This is a genomic window from Polynucleobacter sp. Nonnen-W13 (genome assembly GCF_018881735.1).
Classification (GTDB): domain Bacteria; phylum Pseudomonadota; class Gammaproteobacteria; order Burkholderiales; family Burkholderiaceae; genus Polynucleobacter.
Genome location: NZ_JACVPU010000003.1, coordinates 158750 through 171496 on the forward strand (window position 1 = coordinate 158750; position 12747 = coordinate 171496).

Here is a 12747-nt window from a genome sequence, read left to right on the forward strand (position 1 = left end):
TCATCTTGATTGATTTGCAATCAACAAGGCTTCGTAATAGTGCCAATGCATTGCTGTTATTTTTTCTTGGAGTCTTACTAGCCGCTGTAGCAGAACTACCTCTTGGAGGCTGGATACAGATCCCCATCTTGAGTTTAATTTGGTGGCGAATGGATCAGCAGTTAAGCCCTTCGATTAAAAATCAATTTTTTTTAGGTATGTTATTTGGACTAGGCTACTTTGTTCTGGGTCTGTGGTGGATCTACATTAGCCTGCATGACATAGGCAGAATGCATGCTGTTCTTTCTTGCACAGCGGTATTTTTATTGGCTGCTGGAATGGCTTTATTTTTCTCCGGCGCCTCTCTCTCCCTCTGCCTAACAAGACATCGGCGCCTGACGGGTTTGGTACTAGCGGCCTCTTGGGCAATGATTGAATATCTGCGCAGCATAGTGTTAACTGGCTTTCCTTGGATGGGATTTGCTGAGGCACAATTCAATGGCCCCTTCGCACCAATAGCGCCATTCTTCGGCGGTCTGGCATGCACATTTTTAGTGGTGTGGGTCTCCTGGGAAATCAGCCAACTAAAGAAAAATATCTTATTTAGTAGTGCCTGCATTATTGCTGCCATTACCCTTGCGCAACTTGCTAGCCTCTGGACTTTCACAAAACCAATTGGCGAACCACTCAGTGTTCGTTTAATTCAAGGTAATTTTGAGCAGAGCCTTAAATTCAATCCCAAAGCCATTGAAGAGCAATTTAGTTTTTATACCAATGCCATTGAGAGTCAATCAGCCGATCTCATCATCACTCCAGAGACTGCTTATCCTTGGCCCCAAAGCAATTTGCCTGCTGGCTTATTGGGATCACTCCAACAGTTTTCTACTAATACCTCTAGCAATGTCTTACTTGGCCTAATTGGAGAGACGGGTAATTCTGCTGGGGTGCAGTACACCAACCGTGCGCTTGGACTCTCTCCCAAGGTAGCAAGCTATCAATATGACAAATCACACTTAGTGCCTTTTGGAGAATTTATTCCGCCCGGCTTTCATTGGTTTGTAAATGCTTTTAACGTACCTATGAGCGACTTCGCACGAGGCAAGCTAGACCAAGCTCCTTTCAGCATTATTCGCTCTGGAAAAGATGTGATTCATGCAGCCATTACGATTTGCTATGAGGATGTCTTTGGCGGTGAATTAGCCTCCCGCATTCATCACAGCAGTCAACCCGTCAACCTATTAATCAACATGACCAATCTAGCCTGGTTTGGGGATTCTCAAGCACCAGCTCAGCAGTTGCGGTTATCCCAGTTACGATCCTTAGAGACTGGCCTTCCAGCCTTACGTGCCACTAATACAGGCATCACGGCAGCGCTCGGGCCAGATGGCAAAGTACTGTCACAACTCGATGAATTTACACAAGGAGTGCTCAGCCTGAAGATCCAAGCCTACTCAGGCACAACTCCTTACGTATTTTGGGGAAATCTACCTATTCTGAGTCTTTCATGCCTCTTGCTCCTCTTGGGCCTCATTCGCCAAAAACGCATCTAATCGCAATTTCCTAGTTGGCTTGCTTAGCCATGTAAAATCAAAGACTTAGCCAGGTAAATCATGCTTACTTTTCAGCAAATTATTCTTAAACTCCAAGATTACTGGGACCAACAAGGTTGCGCCCTATTGCAACCTATTGACCTTGAGGTCGGTGCCGGTACATCTCATACAGCTACTTTCTTGAGAGCCATTGGCCCTGAGCCATGGAAAGCAGCTTACGTCCAACCCTCACGTAGACCCAAGGATGGTCGCTACGGAGAAAATCCAAATCGCCTGCAGCACTACTACCAGTACCAGGTAGTACTGAAACCCGCACCAGAAAATATCCTTGAGCTCTACTTAGGTTCGCTTGCTGCCTTGGGTCTTGATCTTCAACAAAACGATGTGCGTTTTGTTGAAGATGATTGGGAAAATCCAACTTTAGGTGCTTGGGGCTTAGGCTGGGAAGTCTGGCTCAATGGCATGGAAGTAACGCAGTTCACCTATTTCCAGCAAGTGGGCGGCATTGACTGCAAACCTGTTTTAGGCGAAATCACCTACGGTATTGAACGCTTGGCAATGTATATCCAAAATTGCTCTAACGTTTACGACCTCGTTTGGGCAGATGGCATCTCTTATGGTGATGTGTACCACCAGAATGAAGTGGAGCAGTCTTGCTATAACTTTGAACACTCCAACACCGATCTCTTGTTTGCAAACTTCACTAACTATGAAAGTGAAGCCAAACGTTTGATGGAAGTGCCATTAGCCTTACCCGCTTATGAAATGGTACTGAAGGCAGGACATACTTTTAACTTACTGGATGCCCGTGGCGCTATCTCCGTTACCGAGCGTGCAGCCTATATCGGACGGATCCGTAATCTCTCGCGCGCAGTAGCGCAGGCTTACTTTGAGTCTCGTGAGAAATTGGGATTCCCGATGTGCCAACGTCAATCTAAAGCCTAAGCAACTCAAACTAATTATGAGTACACCGAATTCCCTCTCTCAAGCAAACAACCTTCTGCTTGAATTGTTTACTGAAGAGCTTCCACCAAAATCATTACGCCGCTTAGGAGATGCTTTTAGTGAAGGTATTTATTCACATCTAAAGGCCGCAGGTCTTTTGGGCGATCACTCTGTTACTACTAGCTACGCTACACCGCGTCGCCTTGCTGTTCAAATTACTAATGTCTTAAGCCAAGCTCCAGACTATCCAGTACGTGAAAAATTACTGCCAACCAGCATTGCTTTTGATGTTGATGGGAAGCCAACTGCACCACTACAAAAGAAATTAGCTTCCCTGGGTTACCCTGATATCGACCTCTCCACCTTAGAAAAATCCGGTGAAGGAAAAAATGAAGCGCTCTATCTCAATGTCATTGCCAAAGGTGCCGCATTAGAAAAAACTGCACAGCAAGCCCTCGAGCTAACACTGGGTAAGTTACCCATTGCCAAAATGATGCACTACCAAGTACTACAGAAAAATGGTGAATTAGCTGACGTTGAGTTTGCACGTCCGGCGCACCGCATCATTGCTCTTCACGGCAAACAAACATTGCACATCAGTGCATTAGGCATTGACGCAGGCAACCAAACAGAAGGCCACCGCTTCCTAGCTCCAGGCGTCATTACTATTGCCTCTGCAGATCAGTATGAATCAGATCTCACCACTAAAGCAAAAGTGTTACCCAGCTTTGAAAAACGTCGTGAATTTATCGAATCTGCATTATTAAAAGCTGCTGGGACTGATTTAGCGCTGATGCCAGATAGTCTGTTAGACGAAGTGACGGCCTTAGTAGAGTGGCCAGCAATTTACGAGTGTCACTTTGATCAAGAGTTCTTAGAGGTTCCACAAGAATGTTTGATTTTGACAATGCAGACCAATCAAAAATACTTTGCTCTGACTGATCAGCAAGGTAAGTTACGGAATCGCTTCTTAATCGTTTCTAATATTCAGACCGATAAACCCGAAGCAATTATTTCTGGCAATGAACGTGTAGTACGTCCACGACTTTCCGATGCACGCTTCTTTTTCCAGCAAGATCAAAAGCGCCCACTGGCATCTCGCGTAGCTGATCTAGGAAAAGTGGTTTATCACAATCAGCTTGGTAATCAATTAGATCGCACCAAGCGTGTTCAAGGTATTGCTTCTGGTATTGCAAAAACTTTATCGGCTGATGAGACACTTGCTAGCCGTGCTGCTGAGATTGCTAAAACGGATTTATTAACCGATATGGTTGGCGAGTTCCCAGAGCTCCAAGGTATTATGGGCCGTTACTACGCCACGCATGATGGTGAAAATTCTGAAGTAGCCTCTGCTTGTAGCGAGCATTACATGCCTCGCTTTGCTGGTGACGCATTACCCCAAACTCAAACTGGGACCATCTTAGCGATTGCCGACAAGCTAGAAACTCTTGTTGGTATCTGGGGTGTTGGCCTTGCGCCAACTGGTGATAAAGACCCCTACGCCCTGCGTCGACATGCTCTTGGAATCTGCCGGCTCTTGCTAGAGAAGAATCTCAGCCTTAGCCTACCTAAGCTCATTGAACTGGCACGCAAACAATTTCCCCAGAAAGACGTTCAAGAGAAAGCGAAGGCTGAAGATATTTACGCCTTCATTATCGATCGTCTACGTGCTTACTTGCGTGATCAGGCCGTTGCTGGCAAGTCATTCACTACCGAAGAGATTGATGCGGTGTTAAGTCAATCACCTGCCCAATTAAATGACTTAATTGATCGCTTAACTGCATTGCGTGAATTTAACGCCTTGGCAGAAGCTGCTCAGTTAGCCGCTGCAAACAAGCGTATCAGTAATATTCTGAAGAAGAATGCCGCTACTATTCCGGGAGCCTGCTCAAGCAAGCTCTTACAAGTTCCTGCTGAAATCGCCCTATACGAAGCGCTTAAGAAGCTCACCCCAACACTGACCACTGCTTATGAGCAACGTCAGTTTGTGGATCTATTAAAAGCTCTCGTAGCTTTAAGTGCTCCAATCGATCAATTCTTTGCCGATGTCATGGTGATGGACCCCAATCCAGAGCTGCGTGATAACCGCCTAGCTCTCCTGCAACAACTTCACCAGAAAATGAATCTTATTGCCGACCTCGGCAAATTAGCATGAGCAACAGCTCTTCCAAACTAATCATTCTTGATCGCGATGGCGTGATCAATGAAGACCGAGATGATTATGTCAAGTCGAGTGATGAGTGGGTTCCCTTGCCAGGTAGTCTTGAAGCTATTGCACTACTGAATCAAGCTGGCTATCAAATCGCTGTAGCAACCAATCAATCTGGTTTGGCGCGAGGCCATTTCAATATTAATGACCTGCATGCAATGCATAGCAAGATGGATAAACTCCTCAAACCCTTGGGCGGTCATATCGATAGTATTTTCTTTTGCCCCCATACTGATGCCAATGCATGCGATTGCCGCAAGCCCCTACCGGGAATGATGAAAGAGATAGCACTACGCTACAAGAAAAATCAGAGTGTCACGCCTTTATTGGGAGTGCCGATTGTGGGCGACTCCTTGCGTGACTTGCAGGCAGGAGTTGCATTGGGCGCTAGTCCGCATTTAGTATTAACCGGTAAGGGTAGTAAAACCCTAGATAAAGGTGGTCTACCGGAGGGAACGCAGATTCATATAGATTTGATGGCATTTGCTACTGCACTCCTACAAGATCAGGTTTAATGCCAATATGACTTTTATCCGCTCAGCCATATTCACCCTTTTTTTGCTGATATTCACGCCGATTTGGTCGGTGCTGTGTATCCTAGTTTTTCCCTTCCTCAATCCTGAGAATCGTTATCGCTTTATTGGGCTTTGGAATAAAGCTGTCATCTGGATTTTGCAGCCTCTTTGTGGAATTCGTTACGAAATTCGTGGGATAGAGAACATGATGGCGGTTTTGGATAAGCCTGTTGTCGTTCTAAGTAAGCATCAATCTGCTTACGAAACTATTTTTTATATCGCCCTGCTTCCTAAGCAGGTTTGCTTTGTTTTCAAAAGGGAATTGCTTTGGATCCCTTTCTTTGGTTGGGCTTTGGCTTTACTCAAGATGATTCATATCAATCGCAATAGTAAAGAAACGGCTGCTATCTCGGTTGTTGGCCAAGGGAAAAAACGCTTGGCTGAAGGTAAATGGATTTTGTTATTTCCAGAGGGAACTAGAACGCCCACTGGATCTCACAAGCCCTACAGCAAAGGCGGAGCAAGACTAGCGAGCGCTACTGAAGCTTTAGTGATTCCGATTGCCCATAATGCCGGCCGTTGCTGGCCTAAAAATAGTTTTCTAAAGCAAGCAGGCACAGTGATCTTCTCAATCGGTCCTGCCATTAGCTCTACTGGAAAAACAGGTGGCCAACTTCATCAAGAAGTAGAGAAGTGGATTGAAGCTGAAATGCGAGTGATTGATCCTGCTGCTTACCAGTAAAACCAGATGCTTAATGGGCTAAAGTTTTAGCCCATTCAATGTAGCGTTCTACGGGAATATCCTGAGCACGCGCTTTTAATTCAGATTCAGATAGAGACAGTCGATCAGCAAAGGCCGATAAGTTCGTACGAAGCATTTTTCTTCTTTGAGAGAATGCTGCAGCCACTAATTTTTCTAAAGCATGCCACTGCGCATCACTCAAGTTGAAATCTCTGCGCGGAATCATACGCACTACAGCAGAATTGACTTTAGGCTGAGGATCAAATGCTTCAGGGGGAACCTCTAAGACTTGCTCCATATCGTAGCGCGCTTGCAACATAACGGAAAGCCGACTGAATTCAGATCCACCAGCTTTAGAGACCATACGCTCAACCACTTCAGCTTGCAGCATGAATACCTGCTCATCAATTGCGTGGGCAGCAGAAACAAGATGAAAGAGTAATGGGGAGGAGATGTTGTAAGGCAAGTTACCAACCACCTTACACAGACCACTATTAGCCGGCCGGGCATTTGCCCATTCCAGGAAATCAAACTTGAGGGCATCTCCCTCAATTACATTCAGACCCTTGAGATTCTCTTGATTCCAGTAGGCCACTAAATCTCGGTCAATCTCTAAAAGATCTAGGTGCTCTAGATTACTTAATAAAGGTCTTGTTAATGCACCAAGGCCGGGGCCAATCTCAATCACATGCATATTTTCACTAGGATTAATTGCCGCAACTATGGAATAGATTACTCCGGAGTCCTGCAAAAAGTTCTGACCAAATCGTTTACGAGCTTGATGGGTCATATTGATAGATTCTTTGTGTTCTTTACATTTACCGCTAATTGATAGGCGAGTCGCAAAGCCTCTAACATGCTGCCTGGATCTACAATACCTTGTCCAGCAATATCTAGTGCAGTACCATGATCCACTGAAGTACGAATAATCGGTAGGCCTAGGGTAACATTCACGCCACCACCAAAGCTGACAAATTTGAATGGCGCTAGACCTTGATCGTGAAACGTCGCAATAAATGTATCCACGCCATCTAAAGCCTTGGCATCAAACATCGTATCTCCTGGATAAGGTCCACTGACTTGAATACCCAAATCTTTCGCAGCCTCGATAGCAGGAAGAATGACATCAATTTCTTCGCGCCCTAGATAACCAGATTCACCTGCATGTGGATTGAGCCCCGCCATCCGAATAATAGGTTTAGCAATGCCAAATTTTGCCCGCAGATCTCGATCGACAATTTGAATAGTTTCCAGAACATACTGTTGGTTGAGTGCACCAGAAACCTCCTTCAAAGGTAGGTGAGTTGTGACCAAAGCCACCCGAAGGTCACAGCTTTTATGCAAGCCTAAGAAGCCGGCTGGTAATGTCGCGCACAACATCATGACAACATGATCTTGATGGCAAAGCTTTGCTAGATATTCCGTATGTCCGGTAAATACATCATCATTTAAAGTATGGCCTTGGTTGATCACGCTCTTTTGTATTGGCGCAGTCACCATGGCATCAAAACGACCATCAAGGCAGCCCTTAACCGCAGCGTCCAGAAGACTCAGAACATATTGCGCGTTAGCAGGATTTAATTGACCCGCAGTAACTGGAGAAGCTAGCGCAATAGATTCAAGCTTCAAACGATTAGAAAGTTCTTTAGGGATATCAGTGGCTGAAAATAAGCTGTAATCGCCAAGCAAAGTAATCGAGCTTGAAGGCTGCTCTTCCAAGAAGGCCAATGCAGCCGCAATAGAGACCTCTGGACCAACCCCTGCAGGCTCTCCAGAGCTAATGACGAGATTAACGGGGACTGGCTGCTGGATCATCTGCATTAATGATCTTTACCGTAGCGGTGTCGCGTAATTCACGTAGCCAATCTTGATAAGCCTGCTCAAACTTGCGTTCACGAATGGCTGCGCGGGCGAATTGGCGCTGCTTCTCTAAAGTCAACTGTGCTTCACGGCGCTCGAGAACCTGAATTAAATGCCAACCAAATTCAGTCTTCACTGGATTACTAACTTCACCTATTTGCAAGCGATTCATTGCCTGATCAAATTCGGGAACTAAATCACCGGGTCCCATCCAACCTAAGTTGCCTCCATTAGCAGCAGATCCATCTTCAGAATATTTTTTAGCTAAATCACCAAAATCAGCAGTTTTTGCACGAACCTGATCACGGTAACCTGCGAGGCGTCTTTCAGCATCTTGGTCTGTCAAGCCTGCACGACTACGCAACAAAATATGACGAGACAAAGTCTGAGTCACCATGATATTTTGTGGAGTGGTAGAAGTTTCTTGAGGTGCAGCTTGCTGAGGCTCGGGAGCACCAGCAACTAGCGCACGACGGTCTAAAACTTTCAAAACATGATAACCAGCTGGGCTCCTCACTACGGCGTTAGCAACTTGCCCACTACCTGTATTTCTGACGGCCTCATAAAACAATTGTGGCAGGCGATCTGGGGTACGGTAACCCAAATCTTGAAACTTAATTTTTGGATTGTCTTTTACAGCCATTGCACCTAACTGCAAGAAATCGACATCACCACGCGCTTCACGTAAAAGGACTTCTGCCTTCTTCTTTGCCTCAGCCTGAGCACCAGCACCGGCATTAGCATCTGCAGGAATAAAAATCTGCGCAACGTCAATCTCTTCTGGCTCACCTTTTACAGCAGGGCTTGAGCGTACGGGCTTTCCTCCACCAGCTGCCTCACGATTACGATCAGAAATAAAGTTATCCACCTCCGCATCAGAAATCTTGATCTTGCCCTCAACCTCCCGCTCACGGTAACGACTAATAATCACATCATCGCGTAGCATTTGACTATAGCGCTCATAAGTACTACCAGTAGCGGCAATTTTTACTTTTAACTCTGCAAGTGTTAATTTATTCTTGGCAGCAATATCACCAATAATCTTATCTAACTCTTTGTTACTAACCGCAATACCCTCTTGCTCTGCATTTTGTAATTGAATTTTTTCAAGGATGAGGCGCTCCATCACCGTCTTGCGCAACGCAGCAGCATCAGGAAGCTTACCTCCCTGCTTTTGTAGGGCAACAATTCGATCATCAATTTCTTTACGCGTCACATAGCCTGTATTCACCACTGCCGCAACACCATCAATATTGCGAATTTTGCTATCAGCTGAAATCTTTGAGCTATCTTGCGCAAACGCGAACTGAGGCAGCAAAGCAAGGCCAGCCAAAATGATAGCCGCAAGTGCTTGGTTAAATTGATTCCTACGCATCATTGATAGTTCTCATAAATTGAAGGTGGTATAGGCTTGGAAGTAGGCATATATCCAGGAACATTTAGCTTCATGATATCAACTGGATTACTACCAGCGCTACCAAAGCCCCTAAATTCTATTTGGAATAAAACCTGAGTAGTGGTGATTTGTGAGGTGTTGAGCATCTGAGAGTAGGCACCACGTAAGGTCCAACAATCACGCATCCACTCTAAAGCTACTAGCGTATTGAGCGTTTTGGTCGTTAAAGCATCGTAACCCCAGCGACCCAAGACAGATACTTCACGCGTAATAGGCCATTGGCCTGAAATATTGTATTGATCAGTAGTGGTTGCTGAAGGGACAAAAGCCTGGTTATTCTGAACGGATGCTTGTGTTGGTGGAGTCCAAACATTTCGATAGCCAAAATTCAAGCTTCTTCCAGGTGTAGGTCGCCAACTACCGCCTACTGTTGTTTGGACTAAGCGATTCAATTGCGTGTTGTACTGCCCAAACACATCTGTACTGAAGTTACCAAGCAGGCGAACTGAAGCGGAGCCCAATGTGTCCGAATAAGTTGTAGGATTTGCAATGGTGCCATTGAGACCCACTTTCTGCCCCGTAAAGGCTTGACGTTGCGCCAAGGTTACATTGGCTCGTTCTGCGCCTGTATTGGACTCAATCATGCGACTGGTAATACCGCCGGTTAACTTATTGTTATCTGCAATACGGTCATTACCAACAAAAGTATTTTCACTAAAAATTTGACTTACGCCAAAACCGGCATCCGCCGTATCAAACAAAGGAGTTTGAGCCTGGCTCTCAAATGGCGTGTAAACATAAAAAGCTCTTGGCTCCATTGTGAGCAACATATCGCGTCCAAAGAAGCCTTTTAACTCAGCGGCATCTCTTTCAAACGCCAGTCCTGAATCCAGACTAAAGGTCGGAATAGTGAAGCCTTGAGCGGCTGGCGCACCCACAGGGTTGTACGGTGTTACGTTGTAGGTATTGGACTGAAAACTCACTTTCGGAGTGATGTAGTAACCAGGCGTAATTTGGGGAAGAGCCATGGCGCCCTTGATCACTGTTCGATCAGCTTGGCTATAAGCACCCGGGGCAGTTGCTGCTAAGTTACCACCAATATTGTAGGCAAAGCGCGTGAAATCGGTTGAAAAAGTGGTTGCAGGGCCCGAGGGTAAGGTGATGTATTTCCCACTGGTATCAGCAACTGCAGGTGTTAAACGATTATTGTAAGCAGCTGTGACATTCGGCAAAATATTGTATGGAGACTGAACGGTTACCGTTGGATCCGGCTGCAAGGTCTGGAACGTCATCGCCCTGGCTCCCACAGTCCAATTACTTAAGCTACCAGTCAAGTTCTTGGAGGTGCCAACCTCTTGTCGGAACTGGCTAGTAATTGCACCAGCCATGCTTTGCGAAAAGTCAGTTGGATATAAGTTATCCGAAACCCGCGCCACATTGGCATAACCCGTCCAAGCACCAGCAATGGGGAGCCCACCCATACCCAACAAGTCGCCACTAAAGTTTTGCCTCTGCTGCCAGTCATAGCGCCAACGATCCGTACCAGTCTTGCGATCGTAAGGAAGATAGTCACCCATCAAATTACCAGAGTACTGCTTATCTAGAAACTGATACTTAGCACCCAATTGAACTCCACGTTGGCCCATAACGCGAGGCAGTAAAAGCAAATCACGATTAGGTGCAATATTGACGTAGTAAGGTTGCGTTACATCAATACCATTATTAGAGTTGTAGCCAGCTACCGGTGCCAAGATTCCAGAACGACGTTGATTAGAGGTGGGTGCAGTGAAGTAGGGCGTGTAAGCAATAGGCACATCAAAGAATCGCATCACGCCGTGCGTACCAACCATTTCTTTTTGCTCGTTATCAATCTCCAGCGTAGTTGCTGTGAAATACCAATCTAAATTTTCGGGGGTACAGGTAGTGTAGGTGGCATTATCAAACACAAATACATCAGCAGTTTCGATCGTCAGTTTTTTTGCATTACCACTCGCTCGGTTATCTCGTAGTTCGTAATTGGGGGTTTCCATTTCCCCTTCACGTGCATCAACTCTAAAGCGTGCTTTAGGTCCCTTGAAGGATGCGTTACCTTTTGAAAATTCGGTATTACCAGATAAATTAGCTATATCAGAATCGGGGTCGTATTTAATTTCATCCGCTTTGATGACTGCGCCATTGCGACGAATTTGTGCGCGCCCTTTCAGGCGCATTTCTCGATCAACGATTCCATCAATCGAGTCACTAGAGGTAAATGTTAAAGCTTGCCCATCATTGATTGGTTTACCAACCCGTAATTGATCATCCAACTTCAAGACAGTGACATCGCCACGATCAGGAATTAAAACGGAGTTGGCAGAGCTCCCTAAAGACTGTGCAGAAGGAGGTAAAGGTGCGGGTGCCTGGGCCTGACTTGCAAGTGCAAATTGCGACAATACAACCCCCATCATTAAGCGCAGGGTAACAGCTACAAAAAGAGGGGCGCAAAGGCCGGCACGACGGCGATAATGACTCATAGATCCAGACCCGCCTTATTATACGAATCGACCATGACTGACTCTCGCTTAGACACCCTCCATAACTGGCTAAAAGGCCTTGAACCTAGCTGGCAATTAGATCTCCCCACTTTGGCCCCCGCCTCGGCAGATGCCAGCTTTAGGCGGTATTTCAGGATTGCGTCCAAAAACCCGGATTTTCCAACTTTGATCTTGATGGATGCCCCACCCCAACACGAGCCCTTAGATAGCTTTATTCAAGTTGATTTATTACTCGAAAGTGCCGGTTTAAATGTTCCGAAAATCCTAGAAAAGGATGTGGCTGAGGGCTTTCTTTTACTCAACGATCTGGGTACCAAAACTTACCTTGCAGAACTCAATTCAGAGAGTGCAGACTATCTCTATAAAGATGCGACACATGCCTTAGTGCAAATGCAATTAGCAAGCAAAGCAGACGTGCTACCAAACTACGATGAGGCATTACTGAAGCGTGAGCTAGATTTATTTCCTGAATGGTATTTAGGGAAACATCTGCACATCGAATTAAGCAAACTTCAGAATTTACAGATTAAGCAAGCATTTGAACTGATTATTCAAAACAATCTTACGCAGGCAAAAGTCTATGTTCATCGTGACTACCATTCACGTAATCTGATGGTCACTGAAAAAAATAATCCTGGCGTAATTGATTTTCAAGATGCAGTCTATGGCCCCATCACTTACGACGCATCTTCACTCTGGCGTGATGCGTATATTTCATGGCCTGAAGAACGTGTGATTGACTGGGTGATTAAATTTTGGGAAGAAGGTCGTCAAGTAGGCTTGCCAATGCCAAACGATTTTGGTCAGTTCTATCGTGACTTTGAATGGATGGGTTTACAAAGACATCTAAAGATCTTGGGTATTTTTGCAAGGCTATTTCATCGCGATGGCAAAGATGGCTATCTCAAAGATATTCCTTTGGTACTCGAGTATGCGATTGCCACTGCGAATCGTTATATCGAATTAAAGCCCTTGGCACGCATTTTAGAATCAACGCGTGCTACTTAGGATGAATAG

At 45.6% G+C, this 12747-nt stretch carries 10 protein-coding genes; 6 read left to right on the forward strand and 4 right to left on the reverse strand.

The features are described from left to right. The first annotated feature begins 5 nt into the window (after positions 1–5). The 5 genes from lnt to ICN27_RS09355 are packed head-to-tail and all read left to right on the forward strand — an operon-like array spanning position 6 to position 5940. A complete protein-coding gene (gene lnt / locus ICN27_RS09335; protein ID WP_255535102.1) occupies positions 6–1529 on the forward strand; it encodes an apolipoprotein N-acyltransferase in 1524 nt (507 codons plus the stop codon). Between the two features lie 60 nt (positions 1530–1589). Beyond that, positions 1590–2474, forward strand: coding sequence for a glycine--tRNA ligase subunit alpha (glyQ, locus tag ICN27_RS09340; protein WP_215308456.1), 885 nt, complete (start codon positions 1590–1592; stop codon positions 2472–2474). A gap of 16 nt (positions 2475–2490) precedes the next feature. Continuing rightward, positions 2491–4629: a glycine--tRNA ligase subunit beta gene (gene glyS, locus ICN27_RS09345; protein ID WP_215308457.1), complete on the forward strand. Its 2139-nt coding sequence runs from the start codon at positions 2491–2493 to the stop codon at positions 4627–4629. Continuing rightward, complete coding sequence (gmhB, locus tag ICN27_RS09350; protein WP_216269833.1) at positions 4626–5198, forward strand: D-glycero-beta-D-manno-heptose 1,7-bisphosphate 7-phosphatase; 573 nt, start codon at positions 4626–4628, stop codon at positions 5196–5198. The genes glyS and gmhB overlap by 4 nt, the downstream gene beginning before the upstream one ends. A 7-nt stretch (positions 5199–5205) precedes the next feature. Beyond that, the gene (locus ICN27_RS09355; protein WP_216269834.1) at positions 5206–5940 is read left to right on the forward strand and encodes a 1-acyl-sn-glycerol-3-phosphate acyltransferase; all 735 of its coding nucleotides are present in this window, start codon (positions 5206–5208) and stop codon (positions 5938–5940) included. A 10-nt stretch (positions 5941–5950) separates the two neighbouring features. Here the strand turns inward: ICN27_RS09355 and rsmA are convergent, their stop codons facing one another. From rsmA to ICN27_RS09375, 4 genes are read right to left on the reverse strand one after another with little or no spacing between them, the layout of a single operon-like run. Further along, complete coding sequence (gene rsmA, locus ICN27_RS09360; RefSeq protein ID WP_215308460.1) at positions 5951–6730, reverse strand: 16S rRNA (adenine(1518)-N(6)/adenine(1519)-N(6))-dimethyltransferase RsmA; 780 nt, start codon at positions 6728–6730, stop codon at positions 5951–5953. After that, positions 6727–7755, reverse strand: coding sequence for a 4-hydroxythreonine-4-phosphate dehydrogenase PdxA (gene pdxA, locus ICN27_RS09365; protein ID WP_216269949.1), 1029 nt, complete (start codon positions 7753–7755; stop codon positions 6727–6729). Before pdxA ends, rsmA begins: the two co-directional genes overlap by 4 nt. Continuing rightward, on the reverse strand, positions 7730–9178 hold the full coding sequence (locus ICN27_RS09370) for a peptidylprolyl isomerase (RefSeq protein ID WP_216269835.1): 1449 nt from the start codon (positions 9176–9178) through the stop codon (positions 7730–7732). Before ICN27_RS09370 ends, pdxA begins: the two co-directional genes overlap by 26 nt. Continuing rightward, on the reverse strand, positions 9175–11709 hold the full coding sequence (locus ICN27_RS09375; protein WP_216269836.1) for an LPS-assembly protein LptD: 2535 nt from the start codon (positions 11707–11709) through the stop codon (positions 9175–9177). Before ICN27_RS09375 ends, ICN27_RS09370 begins: the two co-directional genes overlap by 4 nt. A gap of 33 nt (positions 11710–11742) precedes the next feature. Between ICN27_RS09375 and ICN27_RS09380 the strand changes: the two genes are divergently transcribed. Next, positions 11743–12738, forward strand: a complete 996-nt coding sequence (locus tag ICN27_RS09380) for an aminoglycoside phosphotransferase family protein (protein ID WP_216269837.1) — start codon at positions 11743–11745, stop codon at positions 12736–12738. The last annotated feature ends 9 nt before the right edge of the window (positions 12739–12747 follow it).

Bases quoted from the DNA above. Each gene is read 5' to 3' on its own strand.
- rsmA (WP_215308460.1), bottom strand. From the start codon at position 6,730: ATGACCCATCAAGCTCGTAAACGATTTGGTCAGAACTTTTTGCAGGAC.
- ICN27_RS09355 (WP_216269834.1), top strand. From the start codon at position 5,206: ATGACTTTTATCCGCTCAGCCATATTCACCCTTTTTTTGCTGATATTC.
- pdxA (WP_216269949.1), bottom strand. From the start codon at position 7,755: ATGATCCAGCAGCCAGTCCCCGTTAATCTCGTCATTAGCTCTGGAGAG.
- ICN27_RS09370 (WP_216269835.1), bottom strand. From the start codon at position 9,178: ATGATGCGTAGGAATCAATTTAACCAAGCACTTGCGGCTATCATTTTG.
- gmhB (WP_216269833.1), top strand. From the start codon at position 4,626: ATGAGCAACAGCTCTTCCAAACTAATCATTCTTGATCGCGATGGCGTG.
- ICN27_RS09380 (WP_216269837.1), top strand. From the start codon at position 11,743: ATGACTGACTCTCGCTTAGACACCCTCCATAACTGGCTAAAAGGCCTT.
- glyS (WP_215308457.1), top strand. From the start codon at position 2,491: ATGAGTACACCGAATTCCCTCTCTCAAGCAAACAACCTTCTGCTTGAA.
- glyQ (WP_215308456.1), top strand. From the start codon at position 1,590: ATGCTTACTTTTCAGCAAATTATTCTTAAACTCCAAGATTACTGGGAC.
- ICN27_RS09375 (WP_216269836.1), bottom strand. From the start codon at position 11,709: ATGAGTCATTATCGCCGTCGTGCCGGCCTTTGCGCCCCTCTTTTTGTA.